This is a genomic window from Streptomyces sp. NPDC046866, assembly GCF_040704625.1.
GTDB lineage: Bacteria > Actinomycetota > Actinomycetes > Streptomycetales > Streptomycetaceae > Streptomyces.
The window spans coordinates 197,964-214,108 of sequence record NZ_JBEYXN010000010.1 but is presented as its reverse complement, the minus strand read 5'-3'; the positions used below and the strand labels follow the sequence as shown (position 1 = coordinate 214,108).

The 16,145-nt window shown below is 75.3% G+C and carries 15 protein-coding genes; 7 read left to right on the top strand and 8 right to left on the bottom strand.

The window, feature by feature from the left end; all coding sequences use genetic code 11:
• Nucleotides 1–19: 19 nt before the first annotated feature.
• The 5 genes from AB0953_RS17825 to AB0953_RS17805 all read right to left on the bottom strand — a co-directional run bounded on the left by AB0953_RS17825 (nucleotide 20) and on the right by AB0953_RS17805 (nucleotide 4,344).
• Entirely contained in the window at nucleotides 20–655 is a 636-nt protein-coding gene (locus AB0953_RS17825; protein WP_366860443.1) for a response regulator transcription factor, read from the bottom strand.
• Nucleotides 655–1,947, bottom strand: coding sequence for a sensor histidine kinase (locus AB0953_RS17820; RefSeq protein ID WP_366860415.1), 1,293 nt, complete (start codon nucleotides 1,945–1,947; stop codon nucleotides 655–657). Before AB0953_RS17820 ends, AB0953_RS17825 begins: the two co-directional genes overlap by 1 nt.
• On the bottom strand, nucleotides 1,947–2,669 hold the full coding sequence (locus AB0953_RS17815) for a DedA family protein (protein ID WP_366860414.1): 723 nt from the start codon (nucleotides 2,667–2,669) through the stop codon (nucleotides 1,947–1,949). Before AB0953_RS17815 ends, AB0953_RS17820 begins: the two co-directional genes overlap by 1 nt.
• Nucleotides 2,670–2,845: 176 nt before the next feature.
• On the bottom strand, nucleotides 2,846–3,751 hold the full coding sequence (locus AB0953_RS17810) for an alpha/beta hydrolase (protein ID WP_366860413.1): 906 nt from the start codon (nucleotides 3,749–3,751) through the stop codon (nucleotides 2,846–2,848).
• A gap of 8 nt (nucleotides 3,752–3,759) precedes the next feature.
• Nucleotides 3,760–4,344 carry a WHG domain-containing protein gene (locus AB0953_RS17805; protein WP_366860412.1) on the bottom strand — a complete coding sequence of 195 codons (585 nt, stop codon included), beginning with the start codon at nucleotides 4,342–4,344 and terminating at the stop codon, nucleotides 3,760–3,762.
• Nucleotides 4,345–4,464: 120 nt separating this feature from the next.
• On the opposite strand from AB0953_RS17805, the gene AB0953_RS17800 reads away from it, so the two are divergent.
• On the top strand, nucleotides 4,465–4,617 hold the full coding sequence (locus AB0953_RS17800) for a DUF6126 family protein (RefSeq protein WP_366860411.1): 153 nt from the start codon (nucleotides 4,465–4,467) through the stop codon (nucleotides 4,615–4,617).
• A 169-nt stretch (nucleotides 4,618–4,786) separates the two neighbouring features.
• On the top strand, nucleotides 4,787–5,548 hold the full coding sequence (locus tag AB0953_RS17795) for an SDR family NAD(P)-dependent oxidoreductase (protein ID WP_366860410.1): 762 nt from the start codon (nucleotides 4,787–4,789) through the stop codon (nucleotides 5,546–5,548).
• A gap of 41 nt (nucleotides 5,549–5,589) precedes the next feature.
• On the opposite strand, the gene AB0953_RS17790 is transcribed toward AB0953_RS17795, so the two are convergent.
• Both AB0953_RS17790 and AB0953_RS17785 read right to left on the bottom strand, forming a co-directional pair.
• On the bottom strand, nucleotides 5,590–7,560 hold the full coding sequence (locus AB0953_RS17790) for a choice-of-anchor R domain-containing protein (protein ID WP_366860409.1): 1,971 nt from the start codon (nucleotides 7,558–7,560) through the stop codon (nucleotides 5,590–5,592).
• A 490-nt stretch (nucleotides 7,561–8,050) separates the two neighbouring features.
• Complete coding sequence (locus AB0953_RS17785; protein WP_366860408.1) at nucleotides 8,051–8,959, bottom strand: RNA polymerase sigma-70 factor; 909 nt, start codon at nucleotides 8,957–8,959, stop codon at nucleotides 8,051–8,053.
• A 282-nt stretch (nucleotides 8,960–9,241) separates the two neighbouring features.
• Between AB0953_RS17785 and AB0953_RS17780 the strand changes: the two genes are divergently transcribed.
• The 4 genes from AB0953_RS17780 to AB0953_RS17765 all read left to right on the top strand — a co-directional run bounded on the left by AB0953_RS17780 (nucleotide 9,242) and on the right by AB0953_RS17765 (nucleotide 14,233).
• Nucleotides 9,242–10,180 (top strand): amidohydrolase family protein, encoded by a 939-nt coding sequence (locus tag AB0953_RS17780; RefSeq protein WP_366860407.1) that lies wholly within the window; start codon nucleotides 9,242–9,244, stop codon nucleotides 10,178–10,180.
• A gap of 380 nt (nucleotides 10,181–10,560) precedes the next feature.
• Nucleotides 10,561–11,385, top strand: coding sequence for a class I SAM-dependent methyltransferase (locus AB0953_RS17775; protein ID WP_366860406.1), 825 nt, complete (start codon nucleotides 10,561–10,563; stop codon nucleotides 11,383–11,385).
• A gap of 158 nt (nucleotides 11,386–11,543) precedes the next feature.
• Nucleotides 11,544–12,935 carry a GH1 family beta-glucosidase gene (locus AB0953_RS17770; protein WP_366860405.1) on the top strand — a complete coding sequence of 464 codons (1,392 nt, stop codon included), beginning with the start codon at nucleotides 11,544–11,546 and terminating at the stop codon, nucleotides 12,933–12,935.
• Complete coding sequence (locus tag AB0953_RS17765) at nucleotides 12,932–14,233, top strand: MFS transporter (RefSeq protein ID WP_366860404.1); 1,302 nt, start codon at nucleotides 12,932–12,934, stop codon at nucleotides 14,231–14,233. Before AB0953_RS17770 ends, AB0953_RS17765 begins: the two co-directional genes overlap by 4 nt.
• A gap of 126 nt (nucleotides 14,234–14,359) precedes the next feature.
• Here the strand turns inward: AB0953_RS17765 and AB0953_RS17760 are convergent, their stop codons facing one another.
• Nucleotides 14,360–14,581 (bottom strand): chaplin, encoded by a 222-nt coding sequence (locus AB0953_RS17760; RefSeq protein ID WP_366860442.1) that lies wholly within the window; start codon nucleotides 14,579–14,581, stop codon nucleotides 14,360–14,362.
• 174 nt (nucleotides 14,582–14,755) lie between these two features.
• On the opposite strand from AB0953_RS17760, the gene AB0953_RS17755 reads away from it, so the two are divergent.
• Nucleotides 14,756–16,072 (top strand): pyroglutamyl peptidase, encoded by a 1,317-nt coding sequence (locus AB0953_RS17755; protein ID WP_366860403.1) that lies wholly within the window; start codon nucleotides 14,756–14,758, stop codon nucleotides 16,070–16,072.
• Nucleotides 16,073–16,145: the final 73 nt, after the last annotated feature.

Genomic DNA, 16,145 nt, shown 5'->3' with positions numbered 1-16,145 from the left:
CCGCCGGCCGCCTCCCCGGCTACGACTCCAGGTAGCGCAGGACGGCCAGGACGCGCCGGTTGTAGTCGGGCCCCTGCCTCAGGTCCAGCTTGTCGAAGACCGCATTCAGGTTCTTCTCGACGGCGCTCAGCGAGATGTGCAGCCGGTGCGCGATGGCCGCGTTGGTGTGCCCCTCGGCCAGGGCTTCGAGAACGCTGCGTTCGCGCGGCGTGAGGCGGGCCAGCGGGTCCGCGTGGGTGGTGCGCACCAGCAGGCGGCGCACCACCTCGGGGTCGACGGCCGTGCCGCCGGCCCGGACCCGCTCCAGGGCGTCGAGGAACTCGTCGACCTGCGCGACGCGGTCCTTGAGCAGGTAGCCGACCCGGTCCGCGCCGGCGGCCAGCAGCCGGGCCGCGTACGTGTGCTCGATGTGCTGGGAGAGCAGCAGGACGCCGACGCGGGGCCAGCGCTCGCGGATCTCCAGGGCCGCCCGCAGCCCCTCGTCGGTGTGGGTCGGGGGCATCCGGATGTCCAGCACGACGACGTCCGGCTGCCGCTCCCCCATCTCCTCCAGCAGGGACACCGCGTCCGCGCATGCCGCCGGGACTTCGTGCCCTTCCTCGACGAGCAGTCGGACGAGGCCCTCCCGGAGCAGGGCCGAGTCCTCGGCGATCATCACGCGCACGGCAGCTCCGCGGTCACGGTGGTCGGTCCCCCCGGGGGGCTGTCGATGTGCAGGCTGCCGTCCAGCGCGGCCACCCGGCTGCGCAGGCCGCCGAGGCCGCTGCCCGCGGGGTCGGCGCCGCCGCTCCCGTCGTCCTCGATGCGGACGGTCAGGACGCCGCCGCTGCGGACGACCCGTACGGCGACGGCGGAGGCCCCGGAGTGCTTGGCCGCGTTCGTCACGGACTCCGAGACCACGAAGTAGGCCGCTGTGGCGACGGGTGGGGGCAGCGCGCGGCCACCGGTCTCGAACTCGGTGCGCACCGGGATGGCGCAGCGTGCGGCCACGCCGCCCAGCGCCTCCTCCAGGCCCAGGCTGTCCAGGGCGGCCGGGTAGACCCGCCAGGCCACCTCGCGCAGCTCCGTCAGGAGTTCCCGGGATTCCCGGTGCGCCTGGCGCAGCAGGGTTTCGGCCTGCTGCGGATCCCGGTCGCGGCCCCGGCGGGCCCGGCCGAGCAGCATGCCGAGGGCGACGAGGCGCTGCTGGATCCCGTCGTGCAGATCGCGCTCGATGCGCCGGCGCTCGGCGTCGACCGCGTGGACCACCGCCGCGCGGCTGGTGGCGAGTTCGTCGATGCGCCGCCGCAGGAGCTCCCGCTCGGACGGGCCGAAGCAGGCCCGGGCGAGGCGGGCGTCGAAGGCGGCGAGCGAGTACAGGCCCTGGAGGTCGAGGAAGAGCAGGACGCCGCCGAGGAGGCACTGCATCAGCAGCTCGTCCCAGGGGAGGGTGCCCTGCGCCAGCGAGCGCAGCAGCAGGGCGGCCAGGGCGGCGCCGAAGCCGAGGAGCCCGATCACGACGCCGCACAGCAGGCCCGCGTGGCTTCGGGCGGCCAGGTAGCGCAGGATCTTGCGGTCCGAGGCGGTGTAGTGGTCGGGGAAGCGGTCGCCGAAGAACGCCGACCTGCGGGACCGTTCGAGGGCGGTGAGCCGGCGGGCGCCCGCCATGAGGGGGCGCAGGGCGTGGGGGCGGGTGGCCGGCCAGAGCAGGAAGGGGCCGAGTGCGGCGCCCGCGAGCAGCAGGTGGGCCACGCCGAGCAGGGCCGTGGCGCAGCCGATCAGGGTGCCCAGGGCGCGGCGCAGGCGTGCCGAGGCTGCGGAGCGGGAGGGTGCGGTGGGGGCGACCGGGCCGGCCGGCGTCGCCGACGCCCCGCCGGGTGTCCCGTACGACGTCTCGTCCGACGTCCCGCCCGCCTTCACCGGGCCGAGCCTAGTTCGCCCGTACGGCATGGACAAGATCGACCGCATCAGCGCCGGCGTGACGAACGGCGGTGCTGGGCCGGGGACTTCCCGCGGTCCCGCAGCCGCACCCACGCGTACGCCGCGAGGGCCGCGGCGACCACGGCGAGCACGGCCTTGGACAGGATCCCGACGTAGGTGCCCACCACCTCCCACTGCTCCCCCAGCCAGTAGCCGGCCAGGACGAGGACGGAGTTCCACAGGAGGCTGCCGAGGGTGGTCAGCATGACGAAGAGGGGCAGGGGCATGCGTTCCACCCCGGCGGGGACGGAGACGAGGCTGCGGAAGACGGGCACCATGCGGCCCAGGAACACCGCCTTGGTGCCGTGGCGGGCGAACCAGGCCTCGGTGCGCTCGAGGTCGGAGGCCTTCACCAGCGGCAGCCTCGCCCAGAGCGCGTGCATGCGCTCGCGGCCGAACAGCATGCCGGTCCAGTACAGGACGACGGCCCCCGCGACGGAGCCGAGAGTGGTCCAGAACAGGGCCGAGGCGAGGGTCAGGACGCCCTGGCCCGCGGCGAAGCCGGTGAGCGGCAGGATCACCTCGCTCGGCAGGGGCGGGAACAGGTTCTCCAGCGCGATGGCGAGGCCGGCTCCGGCCCCGCCGAGGGTGTCCACGAGCCCGGCGGCCCAGCCGGCGATGCCGTCCGCGGGCTGCTCCGGGAGCGGTGCCGCCACGGCAGCGGACCACCGCGACAGCGAGGACACCGACGACAGGGGAACGGGGTGCATGCGCGTCTCCAAAGGGGCGGGATGACCGTCCGGGGCGGCTGCCCCGGACTCCCTCCACGCTAGAAACCGCAGCTCAGAGGCGGTATGGGGGTTCCCGTCCGGCAGGGTGGTGCTCCCCGCACCCCGTACCCTGCGGGAATCCGCACCTGCGGACAGGGCACCCGCCCGCGTTCGGCTCAGTCGAGCAGGGCCGCGAGGCGCCGGGCGAAGTCCCGCGGCGCCTCGACGGCTCCGAGGTGCCCGCCGGGGAACTCGGCCAAGGGGCGGCCCAGGAGATCCGCGAGGCGGGCGGCGGGGCCGTACAGCGGCAGTTGGCGGCGCGAGTCGCGCCCCGCGGCCGGCACGAGCTTGCCGGCGGCCGCGCGGAGGGCGGGCAGGTCCGGGAGGCTCGACGAGAACGGGCACAGGACGTGCTCCAGGAAGACCGGCATGTTGGCGTGCATCCGGTGCGCCATCGCCCGGACCTCCGGGGGAAGTCCGGCGAGTTCGGGCTCGGCGGGCTCGGCCGGTTCGGCGGGCTCGGCGGGCTCGGCGGGCCGCTTCCCCTCTTCTGCGCGGCCGGCGCCCGGCTCGTGTCCGGCGTCGAGGCCCTCGCTGAACCGGGCCATGGCCGCGGCGACGCCCTCCGCCCGGGCGGTGTCGCGTACGTCGGCGAAGAGCGCGCGGTGCGGGGCCGGGTCGTCCAGGAGCTCCAGGAGCGGCGGCTCGTGGGCGACGAGGCGGCGCACCCGCTCGGGGTGCCGGGCCAGCAGCTCCACCGCGGTGACGGCACCGGAGCTGCAGCCCATGACGAACGCCTCTTCGCCGGGCGAGAGGTGGTCGAGGAGCCGGCGGGCGTCATCGCCCCAGACCCGCACCTCCTGGTCGGCGAGCGGGCCGTCGAGCCGGCTGCGGGACATGCAGCGCTGGTCGTAGGAGACCACGGTGTAGCGGTCGGCGAGTTCCGCGGCCAGGGCCGCGTACATCCCGGCGTCGCCCGCGCCGCCGGGTATGAGCAGCAGGAGCGGTCCACTGCCCTGGCTCTCGTAGTAGAGGGTGGCACCGGGCACGTCGAGGGTTCCGGCGGTCTGCGTGTAGGTCACGTGTTTCACTACTCCCCGTTGAAGGCCCCTGAAGGCCAGTTCTCCAGCAGCTGGTGCAGGGCGTCGAGCGAGCGGGCCCAGGACTGCGCCACGGGGCGCGCGTACCCGAACCCGCCCGCGAGTTCGAGGTGGACGTAGCCGTGGAACGTGCTGCGCAGCAGGCGGCCCGCATCGGTGAGGTCCGGCTCGGCCAGGCCGTAGGCACGCAGCATGCCGTAGGTCAGCTCGACGCTGCGGCGGAAGCCGGCGGAGTCGGCGACCTCCTCCGGGGCGAGCTGCATCTGCGTGGCCGCGTAGCGGCCCGGGTGGGCGAGGGCGTAGTCGCGGTAGGCGTCGGCGAACGCGACGAGCGCGTCCTTGCCGGCGCGGCCCGCTACCGCGGCGGCGATGCGCTCGGTCATCTCCTCGGACGCCAGCAGGGCGATCCGGACGCGCAGCTCGCGCAGGTTCCGCACGTGCGAGTACAGGCTCGCGTCCTTGACGCCGAAGTGGCGTGCGAGCGCCGAGACGGTGACCTTGTCCAGGCCCACCTCGTCCGCCATGGCCGCGGCGGCCTCCGCCAGCCGGGCCACGGTGATCCCTGCGCGCACCATGCGGCCGCCCCCTTCCCACTTCCTAGGATCCCTAGGTTTTAACCTAGCACACCAAGCACACACCCCTCCGCCTCGGCGGGCGGCGGCTAAACTTGCGGCCGCCCACGAAAGGGAGTCGCGATGAGTCGGCCCGAGTCCGCAACGGCAGCGGACAACGAGAGCTGGAAGGGCAAGGGCGTCGCCCTGCGCGCCTTCTTCTACATCTTCGGCACGCACCTTTTCGCCGGATTCGTCTGGCTGCTGTTCTACCTGGGCGGTCACGCCCAGAAGTGAGCCCTGTGCTCCTTGCCCCCGGCAGCAGCTGGGCCATCCGCGTCACAGCGCGCAGGAACGGGGGTGAGAGGGGCGGCGAGGCTGGAATGGATCCCGGTGGCCCGGTCCCCCCGGTCCGCGGGGCCGGTGCGCAGGGGCCGGTCCTGCTCTGTGCGAGGGAGTCTGCTGGATGGTCGGGAAACTCGAGGACACCGTCGCCCTGGTGACCGGGGCGTCCAGCGGCATCGGACGCGCCACGGCCCTGGGACTCGCGCGCGAGGGCGCCGCGGTGGCGCTGGTGGGGCGGCGCGAGGACCGGCTGATGGACCTGGCGGCCGAGATCGACGGCGCGGGCGGCACGAGCCTGGTCGTGGCGGTCGACGTCGGCGACGAGACGGGCGCGGCCGAGGCGGTGCGCCGCACCGTCGAGGCGCTCGGGCGGCTGGACACCCTGGTGAACAACGCGGGCCTGATGCTGCTCGGCCCGGCTCCGGGGGCGGATCTGGCGGACTGGCGGCGCATGGTCGACACCAACCTCATGGGCCTGATGTTCTGCACGCACGCGGCGGTGCCGCACCTGGTCAAGGCCGCTGCGGCCGGGCCGCGGCAGGTCGCCGACGTGGTCAACGTCGGCTCGCTGTCGGGCCGGGCGGCCTACGGCATGTCCGCGGTGTACTGCGCCACCAAGTTCGCCGTCGGCGCCTTCAGCGAGGCGCTGCGCCAGGAGCTGGCGCTGCAGCACGTGCGCGTGTCCGTGGTGGAGCCGGGAAGCGTCGACACCGAGCTGCGCGGCCACAACCCGCAGGCGGTGCAGGAGCTGCTCGCCTCGCACCTCGGCAGGATCGAGCGCCTCGGCAGCGAGGACGTCGCCGAGGCGATCGGCTACATCGTGACCCGCCCCCGGCACGTCGCCGTGGCCGAGCTGCTGATCCGCCCGACCGAACAGGTCTGACGCCCCCGGCAGGGCCCCCGCCCTGGCCCCGCCCTCCCCCGCTACGGGGCCGGCCGCAGCGGCGGGGTGGGCAGCGGGTTGCCGTCGCGGGCGGCGGCGGTCATCACCAGCAGGGCGTCGGTCCAGCCGAGCGGGGCCACGGAGGAAGGGTAGCCGGACCCGTTGACGGTTTCGGGGAGTTCGCCGAGGCCGTTGCGCTTCGACAGCACCCAGTCCAGCACCCGGTCCGCCTTCGCCGTGTCGGCGCTGCCGCCCAGGTGCGCCCAGGCCAGCGCGAAGAAGGTGGTGCTGGCGGTCCAGGCGTACGAACCCCAGCTGAAGCCGGGGTCGTTGCCGGGCGAGAGCCCACCGTTCGGCAGCAGCAGCGCCTGGTACGTGGAGTCCAGCGCGGCCCGCAGCCCTGCCGGGGCGGGGTTGAACGGGGGCGCCATGAACGCGGCCGCGCTGTCGCGGCCGTGGGCCCCGTCTGCGGTGCGCGGATAGCCGCGCGGGGCGAAGGCGGCGGCGATCCCGCCGGCGAGCTTCCGGGCCGCCGCGGCCCAGCGGTCCGCGTCCTCGGTGCGGCCGAGGCCGGCGGCGAGGTCGGCGGCCGCGTCGAGACCGGCGAGCAGCGGTGCGGCGGTGCCGATGTTGGGGGCGTCGGTGGGCAGTTCCCAGTAGTCCGGGGAGGCCGGCGGCAGTCCGTCCGCGGTGAGGGAGCCGGCGGCGCGGTCGGCCGCCCTGGCGACCATGGGGTAGAGCGCGCGCAGCCGTTCGTCCCGGTCGGCGCCGGGTGCCTGGCGGTACCACTGCCAGGTGGCCCAGGGCACCCAGCCGTTGCCGTCGAGCTGCCACGCCCGGTTGTCGGGGGGGCCGCTGCCGTCGAGTTTCGTACGGGCTTCCCAGGTCCCGTCGGCGCGCTGCGTGGCGGCGTCGTACGCGAGGATGCGGTACGCCTCCTCGTCGTGGCCGGTGGCCGCGAAGGCCACCGCGGCGAAGGCGCCGTCCCGCGGCCAGGAGTACTCCCAGGCGGGCGACCAGCCTGCGGCGAAGGCCCCGTTGGGGCGCAGCAGGGCCCGCATCGACAGCAGCGCCCGCTGGACGGCGGCCCGCCGGACCGGGTCCGTACCGGGTACGCGGCCTGCGGCCAGCCAGGCGCGGCTCTCCTCGATCCGGGCGAGGGCGCCGGGGTCGTCGGCGGGGACGACGGCCGAAGCGGAGGCACCGGGGGGCAGGTAGCGCCAGCGGCCGGACGGCAGGCGCAGGACGTTGCTGCCGTCGACGTACGAGGCGCCGACCGCGAAGGAGGGCGCGACGGCCTCGACGGCGGTGCCGTTGGTGAGCAGCCCGGCGGTGCGGGCGGCGAGGGCGGTGGCGGGCACGTAGCACGGTTCGCTCTCGCCGCAGCGCGCGCTGCCGGCCGGGTTGACGTGGAAGGCGAGCCGGTTGGTCTCGGCGTGCCAGCCGCCCCAGTACGCCCTGTCGTAGTTCCAGCTGGTCAGGGAGGCGGGGACGGGGTTCTTCGTGCCGTACCAGGCGATCGCCTTGTTCTCGGTGGTGGTGGCCTGGAGGTGGAGGTAGTAGGAGGCGCCGGGGGTGACGTCGGCGGTCAGCGGGAATTCCAGCCAGCCCGCTCCGGCCCCGCCGAGGGAGGCCAGAGTGAGGGTCCGGGTGGCGAGGGCGGTCGCGGGGTCGGCCTTGTCACGGCGGATCTGCGCGGTCACGGTGCCGGTGGCGGCGGCGCTGGCGAGGTAGACGCTGATGCGGGAGATGCGGCTGCTGCCGACGGTGAACTCCTGCGCGGCCGCGTTGTTCGCGGACCTCACGCTGAACAGGGCGGTCCCGTGCTGGGACTGGCCGTCGTACGGGGCGGCCGCTCCGGGGGCGGCGGGGGCGGCCACGGCGGCTGCGGCGGGGGCGGGCGGTGCGGCGGGTACGCCGGGCGCGGCGGGCGGCGCCAGCAGCGTCGCGGACAGCACACCGGGGAGCAGGGCGGGGAGCACGGCAGGGAGCACGCCCGTCGGGTACGGCATGTGGTGCGGCCCTTCCTCTGGCGGGGAGTGGGCTCCCCACTGTGCCTGCCGCGTACCCCGCCGGGGCGCCGGGCGGGCGTGTCCCACCCGCGGGGGGTGGTGATTCCATCCGATGGTGTGACACCACGCCGTCAGGAAAGGCTGCGCGCCGACCCGTTCGGGCGGCCCGGCGGCGTGCAGCAGGCGCTCGGCGACGCCGCGCAGGTGGCCGAGGACCTCGGGGTTCGACACCGAGGCCGGCCGGGGTCCGGGCGACCCGGCCGCACCCGGACCCCGCAGGCGGCGCGGCCGGACCTGATCCGGCTCGGCCGCCGCGGTACCGCCTCATCGCGTGCGCGGCCGTCGCCGTGCCCTGCCCGTCGCGGGCGACGACGTGCCCCAGACCATCGCGTCGGTGTCCTCCTCTGGCGTCGACCCGACAGGCGACGTGGTATCGGGGCGGCGGGCCGGCTACGTCGAGCACCCCGGCCACGGGGCTCGAACGCCACGATCAGGGGCGCGCGCTGACGCCGTGGCCGCGCGGCCCGCGCAGGCCGCCGAGCTTGTCGGGGTTGACCTGGAAGCGGAGGTTGCGCAGGAGGCCGTCCTCGATGTCGAAGGTGAGGGCGCCGACGGGCTCGCCGCCCTGGAGGTAGAGGACGCCCAGCTCGCCGTTGACGACGGCGGTCTCGGCGGTGGTGCCGGCCGTCTGGGGCTTGGTCTGCACGCCCAGCAGCCAGCGGGCGACGTTGGAGGCGCCGTGGAGCGGACGGCGCGCGGCCGTGACCTTGCCTCCGCCGTCGGACCAGGCGGTGACCTCGGGGGCGAGCAGTTCCATCACGGCGTTCAGGTCGCCGCCCGCGCAGGCGCGCAGGAAGCGGGCGGTGATCTCCTCGCGCTGCGCCGGGTCGGTGTCGAACCGCGGGCGGCGGGCCCGGACGTGGTGGCGGGCGCGGTGCGCGATCTGCCGGACCGTCGCCTCCGGCCGGTCCAGGACCTCGCCGACCTCGGCATGGGAGTAGCCGAAGACCTCGCGCAGGACGAAGACGGCACGCTCGACGGGGGTGAGCGTCTCCAGGACGACGAGCACGGCGGTCGAGACGCTGTCCGCCCGTTCGGCACCCTCGGCGACGTCGGGGGCGGTGAGGAGGGGTTCGGGCAGCCACGGCCCCACGTACTCCTCGCGGGTGGCCCGTGCCGAGGTGAGGCGGTCCAGGGCCAGGCGGGTGACGGTCCGCACGAGGTAGGCCTTGGGGTGGCGGACCTCGGACCGGTCTTCCTTGCTCCAGGCCAGCCAGGCGTCCTGGAGGACGTCCTCGGCGTCGCTGACGGTGCCCGTCATCCGGTAGGCGGTGGCGAACAGCAGCCGCCGGTGCGCGAGGAAGGGATCGTCCTGCGGTGCGGTGTCGCTGGTGATCATCGACGTATCGTGCCTGCCGGGTCGGGCCGATCACAAGGACGGGGCGCCGGCCCCACTCGCTGCAGACCGACGCCGGCCGATCAAAGGATGCCGCCTCCGAGGGGTCGTACGGGTGGAACGGCGGCCGCGGCGCCCGGTGCGCTGGCGGCCGGGGGCGCGGTGGACTGTCATGGACTGCGGCGGCCCCGCCGCAGCCCCCTCGCCGCGCCCCGTCCGCCGCGACCCCGTCCGCCGCCCACCGACCGGCCGCCCGGTGGGCGGAGGCAGGAGAAGCGAACGAACATGAACGAAGGCTCACGCATCGACGTGCACCAGCACGTCATCCCGCCGGAGCGCAGCCGCGCGATCGCCGACCGCGCCGCCGCCCTCGGCTGGCCGGTGCCCGCCTGGGACACCCAGGGCGCGCTCGCGATGATGGACCGCCGCTCGATCGCCACCGGCGTCCTCTCGTACGCCGCACCGCTCGCGGGCCCCGACGACCGGGCGGGAGCCCGCGCCGCGGCCCGGGACGTCAACGAGTTCACCGCCGAGCTGGTCAAGGACCGGCCCGACCGGTTCGGCCACTTCGCCGTCCTTCCCCTGCCGGACGTGGACGGGGCGCTGGCCGAGGCCGTCCACGCCCTGGACGAGCTGGGCGCCGACGGGGTGATGGTCCTGTCCAACGCCCACGGACGCTATCTCGGCGAACCGGATTTCGAGCCGCTCTGGGCCGAGCTGGACGCGCGTGCGGCGGTGGTCCTCGTCCACCCCACCGCACCGCCGGGCGCGACGGTCCCCGGCCTGCCCAGCCCGCTGGTGGACTTCCCGTACGACACCGCCCGCACGGCCCTGCACCTGGCGGTCGCCGGTGTCCCGGGCCGGTACCCCCGGCTGAAGCTGATCCTCCCCCATGCGGGCGGCTTCCTGCCGTACGCCGCCCACCGCTTCGCGGCCGCCGCCCGGCTGCGTCCGGGCACCACTGCGGAGGACCTCCTGGCCGAGCTGCGGCGCTTCTACTTCGACACGGCCTTCTGCGCGGGTCCTGCCTCGCTGCCCTCGCTCCTCGCCTTCGCCGCGCCCGGTCACCTCCTGTACGGCAGCGACTTCCCCATGGTTCCCGAGGAGTGGTGCAGCGGCTTCGACGACGGGTTGGACGGCTATCCGCACTGGGGGGACGGCCAGCTCCACGCCGTCCACCGCGGCAACGCCGAACTCCTCATCCCCCGTCTGGCCCGGCACTGAAGCCGCCCGGACGGCCCTCGGCGGCCGCTTGGGCTGGTGGCCCGTCAGCAGCCGTGCGGCGCGGTGGGCCCTGGTCGCCGTGCTGGGGGCGGACAGCGGGCACGAGGGCCGCGGGGTCCACCGCACCGGCGCCTGGGACGGGCCCTGCTCCCGGCCCGGCGGTGGGACGTCGGGCCGCCGGTGCCGCGGGGCGGGCGCGGTCAGGCGTGTCGGCGGTGGGTGCGCCGCGCGGGGCCAGGAGCGACCGGACGCGGTCCGGTCCGCGTAGGCCTGGGGGAACGCCCGGCTCGACTGCAGGGTCGCGGTGATCTTCGCACAGCGCGCTCCGGCCGGGCGTGCCGTACCGGCAGCCGGTCCGGCCGGGCGGATAGTGGGGAGGTGTGAGCAACGGTGCAGAGGATCGAGAGCGGCAGGCCGGAGGCGGGACCTGGTCCGGGGCGGACGGGGCGCAGGCCTTCGCGGCGGTGGAGGCGGCCACGGACTGGCTGCTGGGCTACCCCTTCGTGTTCGCGGCGCTGACCCGCCGGGCCCCCGGGATCGCACGGACCGCCGGGACAGCCGGGGCCGCCGGGGCCGCGACCCTGGTGGACTACGGGTGCGGGCCGGGCCGGGTGGCCGACCGGGCGGCGCGCGTGCTCGGCGCGCGGGTGGTGGGGGTGGACACCTCCCCCGAGATGCTGGCGCTGGCCCGTTCCGGTGCGCCCGCGGTGGCCGAGTACCACCTCGTGCGGGACGGCCGGGTGACCGGGCTGCCGGACGAGTGCGCCGACGCGGTGATGTGCAACCACGTCCTGGCCTCCCTGCCGACGCAGGAGGCGGTGCTCGCGGTGTTCACCGAGATCCGGCGGCTGCTGCGGCCCGGGGGGCCGCTGGTGCTGCTGACGACCGACCCGGACTGCGCGGGCCTGGAGTACGTGTCCCTGCGCATCGGCGGCACGGGCGGTGCGGCGCTCCGGCCGGGTGGGGAGCTGACCGTACGGCTGCGGCGCACCGACGGCTCCTGGCAGGAGGTGCACAACCACGCCTGGCCCGTGAGCGTGCTGCCGGAGCTGCTGGAGCACTCGGGCTTCCGGGCGGTGGTCCAGGAGCGGCCGACGGTCGACGAGGCGGTCGCCCTCGCCGACCCGGCCCTCGTGGCGGCGTACGCCTGGACCGCCGAGCGGGCCCGGCCCCCGCTGGTGGTCACCACCGCCCTGGCGGGGTGACCCGCCGGCGGGGCCGGCAAAACTTGAGGATTGTTCACTTTCCATTGACAGGACGGGCTCCCGGGGCCAACAGTGCGGTCAGTACCGCGCTCCGACCGCACGCGCGCGCCGCCCCGCCGCGTCGGCGCCGCGCACCCCCGCGAACGAAGTGAGCCCGTATGACTGCGCCCGTCCCCGCGCCGCTGCCCGCCTTCCCCGCCGACTTCCTGTGGGGCGTCTCCGCCTCCGCGTTCCAGATCGAGGGCTCGCCGGCGGCCGACGGCCGCGGGCCGTCGTCCTGGGACGCCTTCACCGCGGAACCGGGCAGGATCAAGGACGGCTCGCGCGCCGAGGTGGCCACGGACCACTACCGCCGCTACCGCGAGGACGTGGAGCTGATGGCCGGACTCGGCGTCGGCGCCTACCGGTTCTCCCTCTCCTGGTCGCGGGTCCTGCCGGAGGGCCGGGGCCGGGTCAACCCGCAGGGGCTGGACTTCTACGACCGGCTCGTCGACGCGCTGTGCGCCCGCGGGATCGCCCCGGTGCCCACCCTCTTCCACTGGGACACCCCGCTCGCCCTGGAGGAGCGCGGCGGCTGGCTCTCCCGGGACACCGCCGGGTACTTCGCCGAGTACGCCGCCGTGGTGGCGGGGCGGCTCGCCGACCGCATCCCGATGTGGATCACCATCAACGAGCCCGCGGAGGTCACCCTCCTCGGCTACGGGCTCGGCGAACACGCCCCGGGCAGGAGCCTCGTCTTCGACGCGCTGCCCGCGGCCCACCACCAACTACTCGCCCACGGCCTGGGAGTCCAGGCCCTGAGGGCCGCGGGTGCCCGCCGGATCGGCATCGCCGCCTCGCACAGCCCGGTGTGGACCGCCGGCGACAGCGAGGCCGACCGGGGCGCCGCCGAGCTGTACGACCTGCTCACCAACCGCCTGTTCGCCGATCCGGTCCTCACCGGCGCCTACCCGGACGAAGGGCTGGCCGCCCTGCTGCCCGGCCCGGTGGACGAGGACCTGCGGACGATCTCCGCCCCGCTGGACTGGTACGGGATCAACTACTACAACCCCATGCTCGTCGGCGCCCCGGATCCGGCCGGCGCCGCTGCGGGCGGCGCCTTCGGCGGGATCGAGCTGCCGGCCGGCCTGCCGTTCGCGATCCGGGAGATCGAGGCGCGCGAACGGACCGACTTCGGCTGGCCGGTGGTGCCGGACGGACTGCGCGAACTGCTCGTGGGCATGCACCGGCGCTACGGCGACCGGCTGCCGCCGGTGTACATCACCGAGAACGGCTGCTCGTACGGCGACGGGCCCGATCCCGCGACGGGCCGCATCGCGGACACGCGGCGGATCGCGTACCACGACGGCCATCTGCGGGCCCTGCACCGGGCGATGGAGGAGGGCGTCGACGTCCGCGGCTACTTCATCTGGTCCATCCTGGACAACTTCGAGTGGGCGGAGGGCTACCGGCAGCGGTTCGGGCTGGTCCACGTCGACTACGAGACGCTGGCCCGGACGCCCAAGGAGTCCTACGCCTGGTACCGCGGCGTGATCAAGAGCGGCGGATGACCGCCGACCGCCCGGCGGAGCCGCTGGCCGGCGGCGGCTCAGGCTGCGACGGCTCAGGCTGCGGCGACGCCGGGGGCCGGGCGGTCGGGGGCCGGGCGGTCGGGGCCGCCTGGGTGGGCGCGCTGGCCCTGGCCAACCTCGGCGTGTGGGTGGGCTGGTTCGGGCCGCTGCAACTGCTGCTCGCCCGGCAGGCGGAGCTCCTCGCCCCCGACCACAAGGCCTCGGTCCTCGCCCTGGTGACGGGGGCGGGAGCGGCCGTGTCGATGGTGTCCAACCCGGTCTTCGGCGCGCTCTCCGACCGCACGACCGCGCGGGCCGGCCGCCGGATCCCGTGGGTGGCCGGCGGGGTCGCGGGCGGCGCGGCCGGGCTGCTGCTCCTGGGGCGGGCTTCGAGCACCGCGGCGGTGACGGCGGGCTGGTGCCTGGTGCAACTGGCCCTGAACGCCGCCTTCGCCGCGCTGACGGCGGCCGTGCCCGACCAGGTGCCCGTGCGGCAGCGCGGCCTGGTCGGCGGCTGGCTCGGCGTGTCCCAGGTGGCCGGCATCCTGCTCGGCACGGCGCTGGCCGCCGGCGCGGGCACGGTCGCGGCCGGCTACGCGGCATGCGCCGCCTCCGCGGTCCTGTGCGCCCTCCCGTACCTGCTGATGCGGCGCGACACCCGCCTGGCCCCTGCGGACCGGCCCGCGTTCCGGCTGCGGGACATCCCGGCCGGCCTCCGGATCGACCCGCGCCGCAACCCCGACTTCGGCTGGGCCTGGCTGACCCGGTTCCTGATGAACCTCTCGTACTCGGTGAGCACGATGTACCTGCTGTACTACCTCACCGACGCCGTGCACTACCGGGGCGACGCCGACGAGGGCGTGCTGGTCCTGACGGCCCTCAACGCCTGCACCCTCCTCGCCACGGTGGTCCTCGGCGGGATCCGCTCCGACCGCACGGGCCGGCGGAAGGCGTACGTCATCGGCTCGGGGCTGGTCATCTCCGCGGCCACACTGCTGCTCGCCGCGTGGCAGACCTGGACCGGTGCGATCGTCGCCTCGCTGGTCCTGGGCGCCGGCTTCGGGGTCTACACCTCGGTGGACTTCGCCCTGCTCACCGATGTGCTGCCGACCGCCGAGGACCACGGCCGCGACCTCGGGATCATCAACATCGCCAACGCGCTGCCCCAGGTGCTGGCCCCGGTGATCGCCGCCCCGGTCGTCGCCCGCCTCGGCGGCTACCCGGCCCTGTACCTCCTGGCCGCCCTCCTCGCCCTCGCCGGCTCCGTCCTGGTCCGCCGCATCCGCTCCGTGCCGTAGCGGCAGGTCGTGCGCAGCAGGTACGGGGTCGAAAGCGGTCGCTCACATGCGTGTGCGGTGCCGCCGGAGGGCTCCGGCGGCACCGCACGGTGTCGGTCAGGTCGGGTCAGGCCCGCCCCGGTCCGATCAGTGGTTGACGCAGACGTTGCCCGCCGTCGGGTTCAGCACGCCGATGATGTTGATGCTGTTCCCGCAGATGTTGATCGGGATGTGGATCGGTACCTGGACCACGTTGCCCGACAGGACGCCCGGCGAACCGATGGCGTAGCCGTTGGCGGTGCTGTCTGCAACAGCGGATCCGACCCCGCCGAGCGTCGCGCAGAGCGCCAGGGTCGCCGCGGCGGCCATGGTACGGATCTTCATGTTGGGTCTCCCATCGACTGAGGGGTGTGCGGGGCCCATCCCATACCAGTCGCGAGCAAACTCGGGCGATTCACCCAGTCGTGGGCCGTGTCCGGATCGCACGCGGCCGGGTCGCGGGTGTCTGGTGGGGGTGGCGAGGCCTATGTAATGTCACATCGCATGTCGTCTCGCATGATGCCCTTACGGCGTGCCGCGTCCGTATCGGCCCTCCTCGCCACCGCCCTGTCCACGGCCCTCGCCGCCCCCGCGCACGCCGCCGGGCGCCCCGCCGACGACGGCGCGGCCTGCCGCACCTCGGCCGCCGCGCCCCTCGACGCCGAGCAGGCCCGCCTCGGCGACGCCCGGACCACCGCGCTCGTCGAGCGGGCCGGATTCGCCGACTTCGTACGCCGCTTCCCCGCCGCCCTGTGCACGGCCCGCCGGCCCGCCGACGCGGGCCGGCTGCTCGACGCCTGGGGAAGCGCCCTGTGGCAGACGGCCGTACGCCGCGCCCAGGGCCGGCAGCCCGGCGGTGATCTCGCCCCCGGCGACGACCGGCCCCTGTACTGGGCGCGGTTGGCCATGACGGCCGCCCTCGCGCGCTGGGAGCCCGCGTACGCCGTCGACCGCGCCACCCTGCGCACCCGGTTCGAGGACGCCTCGCGTGGCCTGGCCGACAACTCCTTCCGCGGCACTCCCGGTGTCCGGCGCGTCTTCATCAGCGGTTTCGACCCCTTCGGGCTCGACGCGGAGCTCCGGCGCGGCAACCCCTCCGGATCCGCCGCGCTCCGCCTCAACGGCCTGCGCATCACCCTCGCCGACGGCAGCCGCGCCGAGATCCGCGCCGTCGTACTCCCGGTGCGGTACGGGGACTTCGACTCCGGCATCGTCGAGCGGGCCTTCTCCCCCCGCCTGTCCGCCGGCAGCCCCGACGCGGCGGACGTCATCACCACCGTCAGCCAGGGCTACCCCGGCCTGTTCACCCTCGAGGACTGGGCGGGCCGATCGCGGTCGGGGGACCCCTACCCCGACAACACCGGCGCCCTCTCGGGCGGTACGCGCGAGCACCCGGTGACGGCCCCGGGCCTCGGCCCCGGAGCGGAGTTCATCCGCACCACGCTGCCCGCCGACCGCGTCACCGCTGCCGTCCGGGCGCCGTATCCGGTGCGGCTCAACAGTGCGGTCACCGAGATACCGGCGGGCGCCACCGCACCCGTGGACCGCTCCGACGGGCCGACTCCCGGCTCGCGGGCCGTCGCGGGCGGCGGAGGCGGCTACCTGTCCAACGAGGTCGCGTACCGCTCCAACCGGCTGCGCACCGAGCTCGGCCGCGCCGACGTGCCCGGCGGCCACCTGCACACCCCCGTGCTCACCGGCCTGCCCGCCGATCCGCAGCTGCTGACGGGCCCCGAGTTCGAGGACAACGAGAGCGCGATCGCCGCCGAGGTCCGTGCGGTCCTCGAACAGGCCGCCGTCGCTGACCCGTTGCGCCGCTGACCCGTTCCGCCGCTCGCCCGTTCCGCCGCTGACCCCCGCCCCGGCCCGGTCTTGACGCACGGCGATCGCCCCG

Bases quoted from the DNA above. Each gene is read 5' to 3' on its own strand.
- AB0953_RS17825 (WP_366860443.1), bottom strand. From the start codon at position 655: ATGATCGCCGAGGACTCGGCCCTGCTCCGGGAGGGCCTCGTCCGACTG.
- AB0953_RS17790 (WP_366860409.1), bottom strand. From the start codon at position 7,560: ATGCCGTACCCGACGGGCGTGCTCCCTGCCGTGCTCCCCGCCCTGCTC.
- AB0953_RS17755 (WP_366860403.1), top strand. From the start codon at position 14,756: ATGTCGTCTCGCATGATGCCCTTACGGCGTGCCGCGTCCGTATCGGCC.
- AB0953_RS17805 (WP_366860412.1), bottom strand. From the start codon at position 4,344: ATGGTGCGCGCAGGGATCACCGTGGCCCGGCTGGCGGAGGCCGCCGCG.
- AB0953_RS17815 (WP_366860414.1), bottom strand. From the start codon at position 2,669: ATGCACCCCGTTCCCCTGTCGTCGGTGTCCTCGCTGTCGCGGTGGTCC.
- AB0953_RS17770 (WP_366860405.1), top strand. From the start codon at position 11,544: ATGACTGCGCCCGTCCCCGCGCCGCTGCCCGCCTTCCCCGCCGACTTC.
- AB0953_RS17800 (WP_366860411.1), top strand. From the start codon at position 4,465: ATGAGTCGGCCCGAGTCCGCAACGGCAGCGGACAACGAGAGCTGGAAG.
- AB0953_RS17795 (WP_366860410.1), top strand. From the start codon at position 4,787: ATGGTCGGGAAACTCGAGGACACCGTCGCCCTGGTGACCGGGGCGTCC.
- AB0953_RS17765 (WP_366860404.1), top strand. From the start codon at position 12,932: ATGACCGCCGACCGCCCGGCGGAGCCGCTGGCCGGCGGCGGCTCAGGC.
- AB0953_RS17785 (WP_366860408.1), bottom strand. From the start codon at position 8,959: ATGATCACCAGCGACACCGCACCGCAGGACGATCCCTTCCTCGCGCAC.
- AB0953_RS17780 (WP_366860407.1), top strand. From the start codon at position 9,242: ATGAACGAAGGCTCACGCATCGACGTGCACCAGCACGTCATCCCGCCG.
- AB0953_RS17760 (WP_366860442.1), bottom strand. From the start codon at position 14,581: ATGGCCGCCGCGGCGACCCTGGCGCTCTGCGCGACGCTCGGCGGGGTC.
- AB0953_RS17820 (WP_366860415.1), bottom strand. From the start codon at position 1,947: ATGCGGTCGATCTTGTCCATGCCGTACGGGCGAACTAGGCTCGGCCCG.